Consider the following 18,356-nt stretch of genomic DNA (forward strand, 5'->3'; position numbering starts at 1 on the left):
CTCACACCGAAGATCACAGCGGGCCTCGATCCGCTGGGCAAGTTGAGTCTGAGCCAGAGCCCCTACCGCGATCGCGACCGGATGGTCGCCGACTGCACCTTCCGCGCGATCCGTGACGCCGTTGCCGACCGTATCTCCGAGGTATCGGCAGCGCGGACCCCCGACGATTTCGGCCACCTGCTCGCAGCACTGAGTCCGAAGGTGCGATCGACTGCACCGGAACACTTTTCGGCGGCGATCGCAGCCCTGCGGGAAGTCGCGCCGCTGCGTCGGCTCATCGACTTGCACGCCGGCTCCGCCGCCGCGGACGATGTCGCAGAACAACTCGACCATTTGATCTTCGAAGGGTTCATCGCAGCCACGCCGCTGTCGGCGCTGCGGCATCTACCCCGCTATCTACAGGCCGCGCAGCAACGGCTCGACGCACTGCCCGGCGGTGCCGATCGCGACGCGCAAGGGTTACGCAGCATCGACAGGGTCATCGAACACTGGAACTCCCGACTCACGAAGGTACCGGCCGCGCGTCGGGATGCGGTCAACGACGAGGCACAGTGGATGGTCGAGGAACTGCGGGTCGGCCTGTTCGCGCAGCGACTCGGCACCGCCTATCCGGTGTCGGAGAAGCGGGTCATCAAGGCCATCGACGCACTGCGGTGACAGCCCCGCACTACCCTGCTTCCGCGGAGGCCGCCGTATTCGAGACCGCCCGAAGGTCATCGATCTCGCGCTGGAAATCCTCCACCGAATCGAACGATCGGTACACCGACGCGAAGCGCAGATAGGCCACCTCATCGAGGTCGCGCAGCGGGCGCAGGATGGCCAATCCAACCTCGTTGCTGGGGATCTCGGCCGCACCCGATGCCCGGATGGCCTCCTCCACCTGCTGGGCGAGCAACGCCAGCGAATCCTCGTCGACGTGTCGGCCCTGGCAGGCCCGACGCACGCCGCGCATCACCTTCTCGCGGCTGAAAGGTTCGGTGACTCCGTTACGTTTGACCACCGAGAGCACCGCGCTCTCGACGGTGGAGAAGCGGCGGCCGCATTCCTGACAGGCCCGCCTGCGCCGGATCGCCTGCCCTTCGTCGGCGACACGTGAGTCGATGACCTTGGTGTCCTCGTTGCGGCAAAACGGGCAGCGCATGTTGTCCTCATGACCGTCGAGGGGCGCGCCGGCGCACCGCGGAACGGTCACACCGTGTCGGTTTCCGACTGGACCCTGTGGCATGAGAATACCGCCGATCAGCAGAGCGCTCGATGCACCCCTGACAGCGGACACCCCGTCGCAGCGCCGGTGCCTGCTCTCCGCGGCGTGGTCGCGGTTCATCTGAATCGGGCTCATCGGTATCGGGGCACGAGCAGCGGCTGACCGGGGACCACGCCGGACGAGGCGAGGTCGTTGAGCTCACGAATCCGCTCGACCACCGCTTCGACGGGGTATCCCGGGGCGACCCGGGCGGCCACCGACGACAACGACTCCCCCGAGCGCACGTACACGACCGCGGTGCCGGTGGGATCGGGCGCCACCGCGTCGGCATAGTTGTTGCCGACGATGACCAGCACCCAGACACCTGCCGCGAGCAGGGCACCCACCAGGACTGCGGTCGCGGACGCGCGGCGCCGGGCGATCGTCTCCCATGAAGCGATCTGGCGTGGGTCATGCCCCGGTGCGGTGCAGCGCGTCCCGGCCGGAACCGGTGTCCGGTGGCCGGACCGGCGCGGACCGGCGCCGTGATGCCCGGCCGGTCGCAGCGGAGCGAGCCGGTCATGAGTGGATGTCGTGCGGCGGGCGGGTTCTGCGAATGTCGCGGCCATGGCCACCACCTCCGAGGTTGTTCGACGGGCATTCGGTGTTCGAGTTGTTCGATCAGTTGTTCGATGAACTGATGTTCGATTTGTACCACGGGGGTACGACAAAGTCGCGTGGATCTCGAACAAACGTTTGGTAAGCAGGCGAAAGTTCGTCTAGGCTGGCGATCGAACATCTCGACGAATCACGCCAAAAAAGCTTGACCGGCAGGCTTGACCGACAGGAGAGAACATCCATGAGTGACAAGACCGGAGAACCGTCCGGCACACCCGATGTCGCTGTGGCAGAGGAATCGCTGACTCCGCGTCAGCGTGCCGTGCTCGAGGTTATCCGGGCCTCTGTGCGTGAGCGTGGCTACCCGCCCAGCATTCGTGAGATCGGCGACGAGGTCGGTTTGGCGTCCACGTCGTCGGTGGCCCATCAGCTGCGCACGCTCGAACGCAAGGGGCTGCTCAAACGCGATCACAATCGTCCGCGCGCGGTCAACGTCCAGGATTCCGACCACTCGCCGACCAAGCCCGCCGTGGTCGACTCGAGTCTGCCGGAGCCCACATTCGTGCCGGTCCTCGGCCGGATCGCCGCCGGTGGCCCGATCCTCGCGGAAGAGGCTGTGGAGGACGTGTTTCCACTACCGCGCGAGTTGGTGGGCGAGGGTTCACTGTTCATGCTGCGCGTCGTCGGTGAGTCGATGATCGACGCCGCCATCTGCGACGGTGACTGGGTGGTCGTGCGCCAGCAGAACGTGGCCGACAACGGCGACATCGTCGCGGCGATGATCGACGGCGAGGCCACCGTCAAGACCTTCAAACGCAAAGACGGACACGTCTGGCTGATGCCACACAACGTCCACTTCCAGCCGATCCCCGGTGACGACGCGGCCATCCTCGGCAAGGTCGTCACCGTTATGCGCCGCGTTTGACGAAGGCCCACAGACACGAAGGCCCCCAGACACGAAGGCCCCCAGACACGAATCGAACTCGCCCGGAACACTTTCCGGGCGAGTTCGATTCGTCTCCGCAGGACCTACAGCAGAATTGCGGCCGCCGCCGTCCGCGCGGCCTCCGGGTCTTCCGCTGCGAGAGCCGCTTCGGCGGCTTCACGGCACTGGTCACTGGTTGTCTGCGACAGCCGCGCACCCACCGCCGCGGCGGCGACCGGTGCGCTCGAAAGCGAGGTGACCCCGAGTCCGACCAGGACGCACGCCAGCAACGGATCGGCTGCCGCCTCACCGCACACGCCGACGGGTTTGCCGAGATCCTTGCCCGCCCGGGCGACGTTGGCCACCAGATTCAGCACCGCGGGCTGCCACGGATCGGTGAACGCGGCGAGTTCGGCCGACATCCGGTCGGCGGCCATCGTGTACTGCGTCAGGTCGTTGGTGCCGATCGAGACGAAGTCGACCTTGGACAGGATCGCGGGTGCGAGTACCGCTGCGGCGGGGATCTCGATCATCACACCCGCAACGAGCCCGCGGCCGCGTACCTCGGCGGCGAATTCCTCGGCCTCACCCGCCCCGGCGATCATCGGTGCCATCACCCACGGTGTGACACTTGCGTTCTCGGCGGCCCGGGCGATCGCGTCGAGCTGGTGGGTACGGATCTCGGGGTGGACCGAGGCGATCCGGTTGCCACGGACGCCCATCGCGGGGTTCGGCTCATGCTCCTGCGACACGAACTTCAGCGGCTTGTCCGACCCGGCGTCAAGCGTCCGGATCACCACCTTGTGACCATCGAAGGCATCGATCACCTCCCTGTACAGAGCGGCCTGCTCGTCGACCGACGGCTCGTCGGCCCTGTCGAGAAAGGCGAGCTCCGTACGGAACAGACCCACTCCTTCAACGGGATGATCAGTGGCCGCCCGGGCCGACGTACCGTCGGCAACATTCGCGAGGATCGAGACGCTGTGGCCGTCGGCCGTACGACCGGGACCTGACCATGCGGCCGCCGCCTGAGCAATCCGACGACTCTCCTCGACACGCGACCGTGCCTGTTCCGCATCGGGTTCGATCTCGATGACGCCGGTGGTGCCGTCGACCAGGATCGTGGTGCCCGCCGCCACGTCGGCGAGCTCGGAGACTGCCACGACGCACGGGATGCCCAGCTGGCGCGCGATGATCGCGGTATGGCTGGTCGGTCCGCCGAGCCTGGTCACCAGCGCGGTGACCAGGGACGGGTCGAGCCCCGCGGTATCGGCAGGTGCCAGATCGTCGGCGACCAGGATCGACGGCGTATCGGGCACCGGCACACCGGGTTCGGGCACGCCGAGCAGTTCTGCCACCACCCGGTCACGCACATCGTTGAGGTCGGTCACGCGTTCTGCCATCAGTCCACCCAGTTTGGTGAACAGTGCCGCGAACTCCTCGGTTGCTGCGATCGCCGCAGCCGGAGCCCGCACGCCCTTGGCGATCCGCTTCTTGGCCGCACCCACCCAGCCACGATCCTCGGCGAGCCCCGCGGTCGCGGACAGGACCTCTGCGGCCACACCACTGGAATGCGACGCCCGCTCACGCAGCCGTCCCGCGACGGCGGCAGCGGCTTCGGTGAACCGATTCGCCTCGGCGTCACGCTCACCCTCGGGTACGTCGGCGGAGCCGGACGGCGAATATACCGGACGCTCGCCCGGCCACAATGCCGGCCCGTAGGCGATGCCGCCGACGACGGGCGTTCCCTTGAGTGCTGTTGTGGGCATGGTCCACCATCCTTGTGACGTGGCGGTCCCTCACTCCGGCACCGCAGCTGCGAGGAACCTTCGAGACTACGAGTCAGCATGTGACTCAGCTAACAGTTCGGTGAATCAAGACTCGCAGGCAGTTGCGGTTCTGTCAACAGAGTCGGACACACTCATACACAAACCCACAGATCGGCCACGCCGCGTACTCGCCATGCGAATCTACCCACGAAATCGCTCATCACGGACCTCTTCTGTGATTTACACTACATTTGTGCCTTGACTTGAACCAGAGACAAGCGTAAACACAGTGATATCAACAACTAAATCAAACGTAGCTCACACAAACTCACACCAATGATCGGGCAACTCAAGCCGATACACACCTTCTGGTATGTGGTGTTATGTGGTTCTGGAGGGAACGATCAGAAGAAGGTCGAGCCCTACCGACCGGACGCGGTCGAAGTCCAGGGGTGTCAAACCCTGACCAATGAAAAGTCCAGGGGTGTCAAACCCTGGCCAATGAGCTGCCCCATCAACGAACGGAGTGCGCGTGTACGCGGAGGAACGTCAGCAGGCGATCGCCGACGAGGTGCGCCGCATCGGTCGCGCCTCGGTCGCCGATCTCGCCGGCCGGTTCTCCGTCACCAGTGAAACCGTCCGCAGGGATCTGGCCACGCTCGAACGCGCCGGTCATCTACAACGCGTCCACGGTGGTGCTGTGCGGCCCGGCCTCATCCGCGTCGTCGCCGAGCAAGGCCTCGATGTCCGGGAGACCACGCACGTCGACCGCAAGCTCGCGATAGGAACGGCGGCGATGAAGTTCCTGCCACCGAACGGCGGGTCAGTGCTCTTCGACGCGGGCACCACGACGTTTCAGGCCGCGATGGCACTTCCCCACGGCCACGGCCTCACGTTGATCACCAACAGCATCCCTATCGCGGGTGTGCTGACCAACCACTCCGACGGCTTCGTCCACGCTGTCGGCGGTCGGGTGCGCGGCCTGACCCAGGCCACCGTCGGCGCCGATACCGTCGCCGCCATCGCACGCCTGCGGGTATCGACGGCGTTCATCGGCACCAACGCGATCACCACGCGCCACGGCCTCTCGACACCCTATCCCGAGGAGGCAGCCGTCAAACGCGCGATGGTGTCGTCTGCGGATCAGGTTGTGGTGCTTGCAGATTCATCAAAGATGGGCCGGGAGGACCTCGTCCGCTTCGCCTCCCTCGACGAGGTCGACGTTCTCATCACCGACTCGACGGTCAGCCCGACGGACGCCGCCGAACTCGCCGACCACGGAATCGAGGTTGTTCTCGCATGACCGCCGCACCCGACAGCTCCGCTCACTTCGACATCGTGACGCTCACGGCCAACCCCAGTCTGGACCGCACCCTGGAATTGCCGGGCGTCCTGCAGCGCGGCGAGGTGCAGCGTGCCGCCGGCTCCCGCGCCGAACCGGGCGGCAAGGGCGTCAACGTCTCGCGGGTCGCCGCGGAGGCGGGAGTGCCCACGCTGGCGCTGCTTCCCGGTCGCGACGGTGACCCGCTGCTCGCCGCACTCAATGACGTCGGATTGCCGTACCGGACCATGCCCGTCGACGGCGAGATCCGGTCCAACCTCACCATCGCCGAACCCGACGGCACCACCACCAAGATCAACGCGCCCGGGGTGGCTCTCGACACCGATCAGGCGCGGCGCCTGACCGAACTCGTGCTCGAACACGCCGCGTCGGCGGCGTGGGTGGCGCTGTGCGGATCGCTGCCACCGGGCCTGCCCTACAACTGGTACCGGACGCTCCTCGACGCCCTGGCCGACCTGCCGTGCCGTGTCGCCGTCGACACTTCCGGGCCGCCGCTGGTCGCTGCCGCCGGCGGACGGTCGGACCTGCTCAAACCCAATGACGAAGAGCTCGCCGAGGTCACCGGTGCGGACTCCGCAGTTCTCAAATCGGCTGCGGCAGCAGGAGATCTGGCACCGATAGTCGCTGCTGCGACCGAATTGTCCGCCCGCACCGGAGGTTCGGTGCTGGCCACGCTGGGTGCGGCGGGCGCGGTGCTCACCACCGCATCCGGCAGCTGGGCGGCGATCCCGCCACCCACTGTCACCCGAAGCACCGTCGGCGCCGGCGACTCGTCACTGGCCGGTTACGTCCTGGCCGCATTGCGAGGTGAGCCCGAACCCGAGCGGCTGCGTTCGGCCGTCGCCTACGGTGCGGCGGCGGCCGGGCTGGCCGGTACCCAGCCGCCATCGCCGGCTCAGCTCGATCTCGAGCGAGTCGTCCTCACCGAACTGACCCCGATCCGCTGACGCTCCCCTTTCGCAGAGGAACCCCGACAAAGGAAGACCCCATGGCACAACAGATCATCACCGTCGACACGGTGCGGCTCGATGTCGACGCCGGTGCCGATCCACCGGCGGTGATCGGCTTTCTCGCTGGAGCGCTCGGCGAGGCAGGCCGCACCACGGACGCCTCGGACCTCGTCGAGGCCGCCCTGGCCCGGGAAGCCAAGTCGGCGACCGGGTTGCCCGGCGGCATCGCCATCCCGCATGCCCGCGCCGAATCGGTCACCGAGGCGAGCCTGGCTATGGCCCGGCTCGCGCCCAAGGTCGACTTCGGAGCACCGGACGGACCGGCGGACATCGTCTTCCTCATCGCCGCACCGGCGGGTGGGGGCAGCGAGCACATGAAGCTGCTCAGTGCGCTGGCCCGCGCCCTGGTGCGGCCCGACTTCGTCGCGGATCTGCGTTCGGCCGAAACCCCCGAACGCATCGTCGAACTCGTGGACGGGGCGATCACTCCGGCGCCCAAGAAGACCGCTGCTCCTGCCGCCGCAGCAGCGTCGGCCACAGCGGCGCCGGCAGCGGTGACCCCCACCGCGACAACCGAGACGGCACCGGCAGCTTCCGACAAGCCGTCGATCGTCGCGATCACCGCGTGCCCCACCGGCATCGCCCACACCTACATGGCCGCCGACGCACTCAAGTACGCGGCCGAGCGGGCCGGTGTCGAGTTTCACGTCGAAACGCAAGGATCCTCGGCGACAACGCCTTTCGATCCGAAGGTGATCTCGGATGCGGGCGCGGTCATCTTCGCCACCGATGTCGGCGTCAAGGGCAAGGAGCGGTTCGCGGGCAAACCCGTGATCGCCTCCGGCGTCAAACGGGCCATCAACGAGCCGGACAAGATGATCGCCGAAGCCGTTGCGGCGGCGGGTGATCCGAATGCCGCACGAGTGGCCGGAGCAGAAGGCGGCGCCGCCGACGACGTGGCACCGGCCGGCGGCGGCGTCGGACTGGGCGGGCAGACCCGACAGGCATTGATGACCGGCGTCAGCTACATGATCCCGTTCGTCGCCGCCGGCGGCCTGCTCATCGCACTCGGCTTCCTGCTCGCCGGGTACGAGATCGGCAAGTCCACCCTCGACCCGGGCGGTTCGCTGTCCGACGGCGCCTACATCGCGCTGCACAACACCATCACCAATCTGCCCGACGGCGGCATCGGCACCTACCTGGGTGCGGTGAGCTTCGCCATCGGCGGCGCGGCCCTCGGCCTGGCCGTACCGGTTCTTGCCGCATACATCGCGTTCGCAATCGCCGACCGGCCCGGCATCGCCCCCGGTTTCGTGGCCGGTCTGGTGTCGGTCGCCATCGGCGCGAACTTCCTCGGTGCGCTGCTCGGTGGTCTCATAGCCGGTGTGGTGTGCCTGTGGATCGCCCGAATCCCGCTGCCTCAGTGGGCGCGTGGCCTACAGCCGGTGGTGATCATCCCCTTGCTCGGCAGCGCAGCGGTCGGCGGTGTGCTGTACATGGTGCTCGGCAGGCCGCTGTCGTGGCTGATGGACAGGCTCAACGACGGCCTCGATTCGATGTCCGGCGGTTCGGCTGTCGCACTCGGAATCGTGCTCGGACTGATGATGTGCTTCGACCTCGGCGGCCCGCTCAACAAGTCGGCATACCTGTTCGCCACCGCCGGAATCGCCTCGGCCACCGCCGGCGACGCGCAGTACCAGATCATGGCCGCGGTGATGTGCGCCGGCATGGTGCCACCGCTGGCGATGGCCCTGTCGACCGTGCTGCGGCCGGGCCTGTATTCGGACCCGGAGAAGGAGAACGGCAAAGCCGCCTGGCTGCTGGGCGCGTCGTTCATCTCCGAGGGCGCGATCCCGTTCGCGGCGACCGATCCCCTGCGGGTGATCCCGTCGACGATGCTCGGCGGAGCCGTCACCGGCGCACTGTGCATGGCATTCGGCGTGGAGCTGCGCGCACCGCACGGCGGCGTGTTCGTGTTCTTCGCGATGAACAACTGGGGCCTGTTCCTCGTGGCTCTTCTCGCCGGCACCGTCGTCTCCGGGCTGGCCGTCACCGCGGCCAAACAATTCTGGAAGCCCAGCAACAAGTCCGGCGATACCGCGCAACCGCAGACGGTCGCGGCCTGACCCGCCTACGATCGCAGCAACCCGCCATACCCCACTGAATACCGCTCAATTGAAGGAGAAATATCTCATGCCCAGCACCACCGTCACCGTCGGATCCGCGGTCGGCCTGCACGCCCGCCCCGCCACCATCATCGCCGAGGCCGCCGCGGAAACCGGGCAGTCGGTCACCATCGGCCTCGAAGGCGAAGAGCCCGTGGACGCCGGTTCGGCCCTGCTGATCATGACCCTCGGTGCGGAGAAGGGCACTCCCGTGGTCATCAGCGCCGACGATCAGGCCACCGTCGACGCGATCGCCGCGATCGTCGCCAAGGATCTCGACGCCGAATAGCCTGTCGTCCTGATGGTTCCGGCCCGTCACGCATTGTGCGTGACGGGCCGGAACCGTTCGTTCTGGGCGGCGAGTGCTAAGACACCCGCAACTCGGCGAGCTCACCGGCCATCGACGCCGGCACCCGTACCCGCATGACGGTGCCCTGTGCGTCGTGGTCGGTCGAGAGCACCTCGCCGTCGCGGTGGATGCGGGAGACCACGTCGCCGCGGCTGAACGGCACCGCGATCGTCACCTCAACGTCGCCGCGCGCGATCTCGGTGCGGATTCGGTCGAACAACTCGGGGAGCCCCTCCCCGGTCTGCGCCGAGACGAACATCGCGCCGCCGAGCATGCCACGCAGTTCGGTACGCCGGGTCTCGTCGATCGCGTCGATCTTGTTGACCACCAGCAGCTCCGGCGGAGCGGCGGAGCCCTCGTCGGCGACGACCTCGTTGATCACCCGGCGTACCGCCGAGATCTGTTCGAGCGGAAAGGGATCCGACCCGTCGACGACATGCAGGAGCAGATCGGCATCGACGACCTCCTCAAGCGTCGACCGGAACGCCTCTACGAGTTGAGTAGGCAGGTGCCGTACGAATCCGACGGTGTCGGTGAACACAACCTGACGTCCGTCTGTGAGAGTGGCGCGGCGAGTGGTGGGATCAAGGGTGGCGAACAGCGCATCCTGAACCAGGACACCGGATCCGGTCATCGCGTTGACGAGGCTGGACTTGCCCGCGTTGGTGTAGCCGGCGACCGTGATCTTGGGAATCGAACTCCGTTGCCGCGCAGCGCGTTTGGTTGTCCGTGCGGTCTTCATCTCGCGGATCTCGCGGCGCAACTTGGCCATCCGTTCCCGGATGCGGCGGCGATCGGTCTCGATCTTGGTCTCGCCGGGGCCACGCAGGCCCACGCCACCGTTGCTGCCGGCCCGGCCACCGGCCTGGCGCGACATGGACTCACCCCAGCCGCGCAGCCTCGGGAGCATGTACTCCATCTGGGCGAGTGACACCTGCGCCTTACCCTCGCGTGAGGTGGCGTGCTGGGCGAAGATGTCCAGGATCAGCGCGGTGCGGTCGATGACCTTGACCTTGACGACCTTCTCCAGGGCGGTCAGCTGCGCCGGGGTCAGTTCGCCGTCGCAGATGACGGTGTCGGCGCCGGTCGTGAGCACAACCTCGCGGAGTTCGTCGGCCTTACCCGAGCCGATGTAGGTCGCGGCGTCGGGGGTGGACCGGCGCTGGATGAGACCGTCGAGAACCTGCGAACCGGCGGTTTCGGCCAGGGCTGCGAGTTCCACCATGCTCGCCTTCGCCTGCGCGACGGTGCCCTCGGTCCACACGCCGACCAGCACGACCCGTTCCAGGCGCAGCTGTCGGTACTCGACCTCGGTGACGTCCTCGAGTTCGGTGGACAGTCCGGCGACACGCTGCAGCGAGGCTCGATCGGACAGTAGTTGCTCACCGGTGGTCGGCGGTGCCATGCGGAATGCCGAGGCCGTCCCGGAACCGGCGGTGACCGGGCCGAAGTCGTCGGGGTCGAAGTCGGGCTCGTCGGTGAGATCTGCGGAGGTGTGGGATGAAGATTCAGTCATTTGCCCTCCATGATGACACGGTGCACATATCCCGGGCATCTGCTTTTTCGCCCCGGTTCCGGTCTGCTGATCAGCCGTCGCGCGACCATCCCGGCCGGAAGCGGCCCTCGGCGACAAGCATCGACGGTCCGCGCAGCGTCGCCCCGTCGGCGGTGATCGTGACCAGCACCGATCCGCCCGGGACGGTGATACGCAACGATCCCGAATCCTCACTGAGCACACCGAGCGAGGCCTTGCCTGCGGCGACGAGCCCGGTACCGCAGCTGCGGGTCTCACCCACTCCCCGCTCGAAGACCCGCATGTCCGCAGCCCAGTCGGCATCTCCGTCGGTAGGCCGCGCGGGGGTGACGAGTTCGAGGTTGGTGCCGTTCGGGAACACGACGGAGTCGATCGTGACACCTGCGGAGAAGTCGACTTCGGCCAGCAGCTGCGGGGTGAGGTCGGGAACCACACAGGCCAGATGCGGATTGCCGACATCGACAACAGCGCCCGTGTAAGTCGTCTCCCCGACTCGCGCCTGTGATTGACCGTCGACGCGAGCCTGCCCCATCACGACGGTGACATCGGCGTGCACGTCGTCGTGGGAGTGCACGATCACCGGACGCGCTCCGGCCCGCGAGCCCACGGAGAACGTGTCGGTGTCGATCAGTCCGGTGGCTCGCACATAGTGCGCGAACACCCGAACCCCGTTGCCGCACATCTCGGCGATCGACCCGTCGGCGTTGCGGTAGTCCATGAACCAGTCGTCGGGCCGGACACCATCAGGCAGTCCGTCGAGGATCCCACGCTCAACCAAGGCGACCGCGCGGGCTACGCGCAACAGACCGTCCGCTCCGATGCCTCGCTGCCGGTCGCAGATCGCGGCCACCACATCGACGCCGAGATCGAGTTCGGCGGCAGGATCGGCGAGCACCACGAAGTCGTTCTGGGTTCCGTGCCCTTTGACAAAACGCAGCGCGTCGGTATCGCTCATCGTCACAACACTACGTGCCGGATCGGCGCGGCCGGACGAATGCGTGGTACTACAGGGACATGCGGCTTCGAACGACACCGGCACGGCTGTGCGTGACGGCGCTGGCGGTGACCGCCGCGATCGGTTGTTCCGGCGGCACCTCGATGTCCGGGCAGACCTCCGCCACTCCCGCGGCGACGCCGGTCAACGGTGCGGCTCGGGCAGCCGGGCTGGTTGACGTCCGCACGGTGGTGCCCGACGCCATCATCGATCTGCGCTACGCGACCACGCGAAACTTCGTCGGTGTACGCCTGTATCCGGTGAACGCCCGCTGCCTGGTCCACCGGTCGATGATTCCCGGGCTGCGCGCGGCCGGCAGCGCCCTCCGGTCCGCGCGACGGGGCGAGAAGCTCGTGTTCTGGGACTGTTACCGGCCACATTCGGTACAGCAGAGGATGTACGACAAGGTGCCCGATCCGGCGTGGGTCGCGGCGCCCGGCCCGTATTCGGTCAGCCACGAATCAGGTCGCTCGGTGGATGTGACGCTGGCGGTCCGGCGACCCGGCTGCCCCGCCGCAAGTCGCCTGTACCAGTACTGCCTCGTCGATATGGGCACCGGCTTCGACTCGTTCACCCCGCGGGCAACCGCGTACGCCACCGAAGGCGTGTCACCCTCGGCACGAGCCGCGCGGGCCCGGCTACGGACGGTGATGGGCACCGGCGGCCTACGGGTCTATTCGGGCGAATGGTGGCACTTCGACGGTCCCGGCGCGGATGTGCACCGCCCCATCATCGACGTGCCACCTATCTGACGCCGACGACGACGGTGCCGTTCAATCGGATCCGACAACCCCCATCGCGGTGGTCAGCAGGTCCGGGTCGCCGCCGTCGAGCCAGGTGATCCGATGGTCGCGGCGGAACCACGAGCGTTGCCGCCGCACGTAGCGGCGGGTCCCGATGAAGGTGAGTTCGCGCGCCTGGTCAAGGTCGATCGTGCCGTCGAGATAGTCGAGCACTTGGGCGTAGCCGATCGCCCGCGGCGCGGTGACTCCCTCTCGGAGCCCTGCCTCGCACAGTGCCTCGACCTCGGCCACCAGCCCATCGGTGAACATCTGCCCGGTGCGCCGGGCGATCCGTTCGTCGAGGGCCGCGGTGTCCCGGTCGACCGCAAGGATGATCGTGCCCCACCGTGGTTCGCCGATTGTCGGGGCCGACGCGGCAAACGGCTTTCCGGTCAGTTCGACGACTTCCAGCGCACGCACGATGCGTCGGCCGTCGGTATCGAGGATCGTGGCGGCCGCCTGCGGGTCCACCTCGGCAAGCAGACGGTGCATCGCTGCGACACCGATGTCGGCAAGTTGCTGCTCGTACCCGGCCCGGACAAGCGGATCGGTGGCGGGAAACGACCAGTCGTCGAGAAGTGCCTGTACGTACAGCATCGATCCGCCGACGATGACGGGTGTGATGCCGGTGCCAAGGAGTCGTTCGATGTCGGCGCGGGCTGCGTCCTGGTAGCGCGCGACGGTCGCCGTCTCGGTGACGTCGAGGACGTCGAGCTGATGGTGGATGATGCCGCGCCGCTCGGCGACGGGCGGTTTGGCAGTACCGATGTCCATGCCGCGGTACTGGGCCATCGCATCGACGTTGACGATCTGGCCGCCGAGCCGTTCGGCGATATCGAGGCCCAGCGCCGACTTGCCGCTCGCGGTGGGCCCGACGATCGCGACCGGCACAGGCGGTTTCGATGACCCACCGCTCATGTCAGGGAAGTCCGTGTCCCGGGCGTCCAGGATGCGACGAGGTACCCGACGCCGAACGGTGCTCCGGCATAGTCCAGATGTGCGGTGATCGGCAATCCGTCGCCCAGTCCTGCCGCTACCTGCCATGCTGCGCGGCCACCGACTCCGGCTCGGTCGCATGCCTCGGCCGACAGGCCGGCCAGCAGGTCACGGTCTCCGGCTCCGATGGCCGCGACCAGCTGATCGTTGAGCGTGACCGACTCCTGTACCAGACCACCGCCGGGCGCCGACGGACTCAGTTGTGTGGAACCGTCGCCCACGACCAACACGCCGACAGGCCTGTCCGTTGCCGCCAGCTCGGCGGCCAGCGTCCGGCCCACATGCAGACATCGGTCCGGTGTCTCGTCCGGATCGATGGTCAACGGTTCGACCCGATCCGCCCCGGCGGCCTCGCGTACCCAGGCCGCGATCAGCATGGACAGTGGGAGCCTGCCGGCGAGCCCCGCGGCGTCCGTCTCGCCGGGCGATGTCGCCAGACCCCGGCGCCCGTCACCTTCGTCGTGGACGTCGCCGTCGGCGCGGTCGTGGGCGCGCAACGACACACCGACATCGACGCCGTAGGGCGCGAACGACCCACGCGTCGCCAATCGTGTGCCGGGGATGTCGGCGGCGCCGATGGCCACCCAATCCGGGGCGAACTCCGCGAGCGCCGACCCGGCCGACCGGACGGCGTCACGTACCGCGGCCGTGTCCGTCGCCCGGGGACCGGCCAGTTGTGGCACCACCAAGGGCGCACTCGGAACGAAGACGACGCGGGCCAACACAATGGGCCACGGTATCCGAACAGCGTGCAGCGGTGTCCGGCCGGGCACCGGCTCGCGCCGCGCTTCCGACCGGCTACCACTGCGTGATCGACCACGCAACCATCAGCGAGAACATCGGTCGACAATCGCCGAAAAACGCGGGAGGACGCGACACCAACTCGCCTGAACTGTTTGAATGGTGGAGATGATCGGCGTTCCATGTCACTGTGGTCGCCGATGTCAGCGATAACGGCAGCCGCGACGCGCGGCACAAACGAGTGCAGGGACGTGTGAGCAAATGACCAATCCGACCGATCCCACCGCGAACGACCAGGGAACCCCACGCCCGGCTCCTGCTCCCCGGCCCGGGCCTCGCCCCGGACCGCGGCCCGGCCCCAGACCGTCGGCGGCAATTCCTCCGACGCACGCACCGGTTCCGCACGGCGACCCGCACGCGTTCGGGCGCATCGACTCCGACGGCGTGGTGTGGCTCAAGACAGCCGAGGGTGAGCGTTCGATCGGCTCGTGGCAGGCGGGGTCGATCGAGGATGGACTCGCGCATTTCGCCCGGCGATTCGACGACCTGGCCACCGAAGTCGAGATCCTCGAAGAACGGCTGGCCGCCGGATCGGGAGATCCTCGCAAGGCCCAGCAGAGCGCCAAGCACCTGCTCGACGAACTGCCGACAGCGACGGTCCTCGGCGACGTCGCCGCCATCGAACGACGGTTGACCGCCATCGTGTCCAGCGCCGACGATGTGGCATCGGCCCAGCGCAGCGCCCGCGAGGAGGCCAGGGCGACGGCGATCGCCCGGAAAGAAGAGCTGGCGGCCGAAGCCGAACAGATCGGCGCCGATTCGACGCAGTGGAAGGCATCCGGCGACCGGCTACGGGCCATTCTCGACGAATGGAAGGGCATCAAGGGCGTCGACCGCAAGACCGACGACCAGCTGTGGAAGCGCTACGCCAAGGCCCGCGACGCCTTCAACAGACGACGGGGCGCACACTTCGCCGAGCTCGACCGCGAGCGGGTCGGTGCCAAAGTGCGCAAGGAGGAGATCATCGCCAAGGCCGAGGAACTCTCCTCGTCCACCGACTGGGCGCCCACGGCCGCGAAGTTCCGGGACCTGCTCGCCGAGTGGAAGGCTGCCGGACGTGCACCCCGAGACACCGACGATGCCCTGTGGCAGCGGTTCAAAGCCGCTCAGGACGTGTTCTTCGCCGCCCGGAATTCCGTGGCCTCCGAGCGGGACAACGAGTTCGCCGCCAACGCGTCGGAGAAGCTGGCTCTGCTCGCCGAGGCCGAAAAGCTGATCACGCCGAATACCGATCTCGATGCGGCACGGCGCGAGTTCCGCGCGTTCCGCGACAAGTGGGACGAGATCGGCAAAGTGCCACGCGAGCAGATGCACGCCCTCGAGAACCGGGCCCGCGCACTGGAGAAGAGGATCCGGGACGCCGAGGACGCCCAGTGGCAGCGCACCGATCCTGAGGCCGAGGCGCGTGCGGCGCAGTTCGCCGACCGTGCGGCCCAGTTCGAGGAACAGGCCACCAAGGCCGCCGAACGGGGTAAGGACCGCGACGCCGCCAAGCTGCGTGAGCAGGCCGCGCAGTGGCGTGAGTGGGCCGAAGCGGCGCGTAGCGCCATCTCCGATCGCTGAGTCACCTCACAAACGGGTCAGGGCCACCGGAACATCCTCCGGTGGCCCTGACCCGTTGCTTCGCCGCCTAGTGCGGCCCGTCCTCATCGCCCGTGGCCGATCGGGGGCGGCTTTGCAGTACCCGGGCCAACTCGTCGCGTTCGGCGGCCTCGCGCCTGCGCTCCTCTTCCAGAGCCAGATGGTAGGTGCTCCGCGCCCACACGATCCGGGCCCAGTGGAACGCGAGCAGCAGCGCCGCGATCTCGCCGAGCACCAGCCCGATGCCGACGCCTGACGGCGGTTCCACGCCCCCGACGCCCGGTGTGTGCCGTGACCACCACGCCAGCATCCCGGCGACGCAGGTCACCGCGGTGCCGCACAACGCGACCCAGGCGACGACCCACCTGCGGGTCAGCAGCGCCGCGGCCGACGCCCCGATGGGAAAGATGACGAGCATGAAGACGAAGATCCGCGAGGTGATGTTGAGGTGGGCGGCATCGGCGTCGGCGCCCGAGGCCAGCACCTCGATACCGCTCGCGTCGCCGGTGTGCGGCAAGACCAGCGACAGCATCGCCAGCAGTATCCCGACGGCCACCATGAGCGCCCGGGCTCCCGGATCGATCTCACCCGCCACTTTCTTCTCGGCGGCCCGCAGGTCCGCCTCGTAGGCCGCGAACTGTCCGCCCGCGGGACTTTGGGCAGGTCCGATGTGTTCGTTCACTGCGCTCTCCTTTCAGGACCCGCAACCGACCGAGCAGCCCGTTACGGCGGGCTCGGCGGGCCGTGGACCCATCGACGGCATGCCCAGCCCGACACCGATCGGTGCGGTGACCGGCGTGATCGCCTTCTCGTGTGCGTCACCGGCGCGGGTCGTGCGGTGGCTGATGACGCCCGCGTCGGCGACCAGGTGATGCGGTGCGGCACCGGTGATCGTGGTGGTCACCACATCACCCGGCCGGATCGCCTGCGCCCGGTAACCGGCTGTGAAATGCACCAGTCTGCCGTCACGGGCACGACCTGTCTTCCGTTGTGTGGCAGCGGATTTACGACCCTCGTCGGCGACGACAAGCAGTTCGGCCTCGGTACCGACCAGGCGCTGGTTCTCGTCGAGGCAGATCTTCTCCTGCAGGGCGATGAGCCGCTTGTACCGCTCCGAGACGACCTCCGGCGGCACCTGGTCGTCCATCGTGGCTGCCGGGGTTCCCGGTCGCGGCGAATACTGGAAGGTGAACGCGCTGGAGAACCGGGCCTGCTCCACGACGTCGAGAGTGGCCTGGAAGTCCTCCTCAGTCTCGCCGGGGAACCCGACGATGATGTCGGTGGTGATGGCCGCGTGCGGCATCGCCTCACGCACCTTGTCGAGGATGCCCAGAAACTTGCGCTGCCGGTAGCTGCGGCGCATCGCCTTGAGAATGCGGTCGGACCCGGACTGCAGCGGCATGTGCAGTTGGGGGCACACGTTGGGGGTCTGCGCCATAGCCTCGATCACGTCGTCGGTGAACTCGGCCGGATGCGGCGAGGTGAAGCGGACGCGTTCCAGACCGTCGATGTCGCCGCACGCCCGTAGCAGTTCGGCGAACGCACCCCGGTTACGTGGCTGGTCGGGGTCGGCGAACGACATGCCGTAAGCGTTCACGTTCTGCCCTAGCAGCGTCACCTCCAGAACACCCTGATCGACGAGCGCCTGCACCTCGGCCAGGACATCGCCCGGTCGCCGGTCGACCTCCTTGCCGCGCAGCGACGGCACGATGCAGAACGTGCAGGTGTTGTTGCAGCCCACCGACACCGACACCCAACCCGAGTACGCAGAGTCTCGTTTGGCCGGCAGCGTCGACGGAAACCGTTCGAGGGAGTCGAGGATCTCCACCTGCGCGGCCTCGTTGTGCCGGGCACGATCCAGCAGCGCGGGCAGCGACCCGATGTTGTGGGTGCCGAACACCACGTCCACCCACGGTGCCTTGCGCAGCACCGTGTCCTTGTCCTTCTGCGCCAGGCAGCCGCCGACCGCGATCTGCATTCCGGGCTTGCGGGACTTGACCGGGGCCAGGTGTGAGAGATTGCCGTACAGCTTGTTGTCGGCGTTCTCGCGGATGGCGCACGTATTGAACACGACGAGGTCGGCCTCGTCGTCTTCGGCGGCGCGGACATAGCCGGCCCCCTCCAGGAGGCCGGAGATCCGCTCGGAATCGTGCACATTCATCTGGCAGCCGTACGTGCGGACCTGATAGCTCAGCGTCTCCCCCGATACGGTCCCTGCCAAATCCGTCACGGCCGCCATGGGTTCCGGCGCACGCTCGGACAACTCGATACTCACCCGTCCAGAGTACTAACCCGACGCAAATCGCCCGCCCCCGTCCGGAACGGACTCGTGAGGCCGTCCGGAACGGACTCGTGAGGCCGTCCGGA

Annotated in this window: 17 protein-coding genes; 8 read left to right on the forward strand and 9 right to left on the reverse strand. The window is 67.7% G+C overall.

Annotation, left to right across the window (positions count from 1 at the left end):
- Nucleotides 1-657: DUF3418 domain-containing protein (locus KDB67_RS10740; protein WP_291015627.1), on the forward strand; the 657-nt coding region annotated here is incomplete at its 5' end.
- Between the two features lie 10 nt (nt 658-667).
- On the opposite strand, the gene nrdR is transcribed toward KDB67_RS10740, so the two are convergent.
- Complete coding sequence (gene nrdR, locus KDB67_RS10745) at nt 668-1,141, reverse strand: transcriptional regulator NrdR (RefSeq protein WP_291015649.1); 474 nt, start codon at nt 1,139-1,141, stop codon at nt 668-670.
- Between the two features lie 194 nt (nt 1,142-1,335).
- The gene (locus KDB67_RS10750) at nt 1,336-1,812 is read right to left on the reverse strand and encodes a LysM peptidoglycan-binding domain-containing protein (protein WP_291015629.1); all 477 of its coding nucleotides are present in this window, start codon (nt 1,810-1,812) and stop codon (nt 1,336-1,338) included.
- Nucleotides 1,813-2,042: 230 nt separating this feature from the next.
- On the opposite strand from KDB67_RS10750, the gene lexA reads away from it, so the two are divergent.
- Nucleotides 2,043-2,726 (forward strand): transcriptional repressor LexA, encoded by a 684-nt coding sequence (gene lexA / locus KDB67_RS10755; protein ID WP_291015631.1) that lies wholly within the window; start codon nt 2,043-2,045, stop codon nt 2,724-2,726.
- A 104-nt stretch (nt 2,727-2,830) separates the two neighbouring features.
- Here the strand turns inward: lexA and ptsP are convergent, their stop codons facing one another.
- A complete protein-coding gene (gene ptsP / locus KDB67_RS10760; RefSeq protein ID WP_291015633.1) occupies nt 2,831-4,495 on the reverse strand; it encodes a phosphoenolpyruvate--protein phosphotransferase in 1,665 nt (554 codons plus the stop codon).
- Between the two features lie 532 nt (nt 4,496-5,027).
- Here ptsP and KDB67_RS10765 point away from each other — a divergent pair.
- The 4 genes from KDB67_RS10765 (at nt 5,028) to KDB67_RS10780 (ending at nt 9,241) form a co-directional block, all read left to right on the forward strand.
- Nucleotides 5,028-5,798 (forward strand): DeoR/GlpR family DNA-binding transcription regulator, encoded by a 771-nt coding sequence (locus KDB67_RS10765; RefSeq protein ID WP_291015635.1) that lies wholly within the window; start codon nt 5,028-5,030, stop codon nt 5,796-5,798.
- The gene (locus tag KDB67_RS10770) at nt 5,795-6,784 is read left to right on the forward strand and encodes a 1-phosphofructokinase family hexose kinase (protein WP_291015637.1); all 990 of its coding nucleotides are present in this window, start codon (nt 5,795-5,797) and stop codon (nt 6,782-6,784) included. Before KDB67_RS10765 ends, KDB67_RS10770 begins: the two co-directional genes overlap by 4 nt.
- A 41-nt stretch (nt 6,785-6,825) precedes the next feature.
- Entirely contained in the window at nt 6,826-8,913 is a 2,088-nt protein-coding gene (locus tag KDB67_RS10775) for a fructose-specific PTS transporter subunit EIIC (protein WP_291015638.1), read from the forward strand.
- A gap of 67 nt (nt 8,914-8,980) precedes the next feature.
- Entirely contained in the window at nt 8,981-9,241 is a 261-nt protein-coding gene (locus tag KDB67_RS10780; RefSeq protein ID WP_291015639.1) for an HPr family phosphocarrier protein, read from the forward strand.
- A 76-nt stretch (nt 9,242-9,317) separates the two neighbouring features.
- Here the strand turns inward: KDB67_RS10780 and hflX are convergent, their stop codons facing one another.
- Both hflX and dapF read right to left on the reverse strand, forming a co-directional pair.
- Nucleotides 9,318-10,706 (reverse strand): GTPase HflX, encoded by a 1,389-nt coding sequence (hflX, locus tag KDB67_RS10785; RefSeq protein ID WP_291015651.1) that lies wholly within the window; start codon nt 10,704-10,706, stop codon nt 9,318-9,320.
- Nucleotides 10,707-10,887: 181 nt separating this feature from the next.
- Nucleotides 10,888-11,790, reverse strand: coding sequence for a diaminopimelate epimerase (gene dapF, locus KDB67_RS10790; protein WP_291015640.1), 903 nt, complete (start codon nt 11,788-11,790; stop codon nt 10,888-10,890).
- Nucleotides 11,791-11,849: 59 nt separating this feature from the next.
- Here dapF and KDB67_RS10795 point away from each other — a divergent pair, with 59 nt between their 5' ends.
- Nucleotides 11,850-12,581 (forward strand): M15 family metallopeptidase, encoded by a 732-nt coding sequence (locus KDB67_RS10795; protein ID WP_291015641.1) that lies wholly within the window; start codon nt 11,850-11,852, stop codon nt 12,579-12,581.
- A 21-nt stretch (nt 12,582-12,602) separates the two neighbouring features.
- Here the strand turns inward: KDB67_RS10795 and miaA are convergent, their stop codons facing one another.
- The gene (gene miaA / locus KDB67_RS10800; RefSeq protein WP_291015643.1) at nt 12,603-13,529 is read right to left on the reverse strand and encodes a tRNA (adenosine(37)-N6)-dimethylallyltransferase MiaA; all 927 of its coding nucleotides are present in this window, start codon (nt 13,527-13,529) and stop codon (nt 12,603-12,605) included.
- Entirely contained in the window at nt 13,526-14,332 is an 807-nt protein-coding gene (locus KDB67_RS10805) for a hypothetical protein (protein WP_291015644.1), read from the reverse strand. The genes miaA and KDB67_RS10805 overlap by 4 nt, the downstream gene beginning before the upstream one ends.
- A gap of 277 nt (nt 14,333-14,609) precedes the next feature.
- Between KDB67_RS10805 and KDB67_RS10810 the strand changes: the two genes are divergently transcribed.
- Nucleotides 14,610-15,971 (forward strand): DUF349 domain-containing protein, encoded by a 1,362-nt coding sequence (locus KDB67_RS10810; protein WP_291015646.1) that lies wholly within the window; start codon nt 14,610-14,612, stop codon nt 15,969-15,971.
- Between the two features lie 67 nt (nt 15,972-16,038).
- Here KDB67_RS10810 and KDB67_RS10815 read toward each other — a convergent pair whose 3' ends face one another.
- Entirely contained in the window at nt 16,039-16,671 is a 633-nt protein-coding gene (locus KDB67_RS10815; protein ID WP_291015647.1) for a hypothetical protein, read from the reverse strand.
- Nucleotides 16,672-16,683: 12 nt separating this feature from the next.
- Nucleotides 16,684-18,228 (reverse strand): tRNA (N6-isopentenyl adenosine(37)-C2)-methylthiotransferase MiaB, encoded by a 1,545-nt coding sequence (miaB, locus tag KDB67_RS10820; RefSeq protein ID WP_291015652.1) that lies wholly within the window; start codon nt 18,226-18,228, stop codon nt 16,684-16,686.
- Nucleotides 18,229-18,356 lie beyond the last annotated feature (128 nt).

This window comes from Gordonia sp. (in: high G+C Gram-positive bacteria), assembly GCF_020438995.1.
In the GTDB taxonomy this organism is placed as follows: domain Bacteria; phylum Actinomycetota; class Actinomycetes; order Mycobacteriales; family Mycobacteriaceae; genus Gordonia.

Coding starts and splice junctions, on each gene's coding strand:
- dapF (WP_291015640.1), bottom strand. CDS start 11,790: ATGAGCGATACCGACGCGCTGCGTTTTGTCAAAGGGCACGGAACCCAG.
- ptsP (WP_291015633.1), bottom strand. CDS start 4,495: ATGCCCACAACAGCACTCAAGGGAACGCCCGTCGTCGGCGGCATCGCC.
- miaB (WP_291015652.1), bottom strand. CDS start 18,228: ATGGCGGCCGTGACGGATTTGGCAGGGACCGTATCGGGGGAGACGCTG.
- nrdR (WP_291015649.1), bottom strand. CDS start 1,141: ATGCGCTGCCCGTTTTGCCGCAACGAGGACACCAAGGTCATCGACTCA.
- KDB67_RS10780 (WP_291015639.1), top strand. CDS start 8,981: ATGCCCAGCACCACCGTCACCGTCGGATCCGCGGTCGGCCTGCACGCC.
- KDB67_RS10770 (WP_291015637.1), top strand. CDS start 5,795: ATGACCGCCGCACCCGACAGCTCCGCTCACTTCGACATCGTGACGCTC.
- KDB67_RS10775 (WP_291015638.1), top strand. CDS start 6,826: ATGGCACAACAGATCATCACCGTCGACACGGTGCGGCTCGATGTCGAC.
- KDB67_RS10795 (WP_291015641.1), top strand. CDS start 11,850: ATGCGGCTTCGAACGACACCGGCACGGCTGTGCGTGACGGCGCTGGCG.
- KDB67_RS10810 (WP_291015646.1), top strand. CDS start 14,610: ATGACCAATCCGACCGATCCCACCGCGAACGACCAGGGAACCCCACGC.
- hflX (WP_291015651.1), bottom strand. CDS start 10,706: ATGGCACCGCCGACCACCGGTGAGCAACTACTGTCCGATCGAGCCTCG.
- lexA (WP_291015631.1), top strand. CDS start 2,043: ATGAGTGACAAGACCGGAGAACCGTCCGGCACACCCGATGTCGCTGTG.
- KDB67_RS10750 (WP_291015629.1), bottom strand. CDS start 1,812: ATGGCCGCGACATTCGCAGAACCCGCCCGCCGCACGACATCCACTCAT.
- miaA (WP_291015643.1), bottom strand. CDS start 13,529: ATGAGCGGTGGGTCATCGAAACCGCCTGTGCCGGTCGCGATCGTCGGG.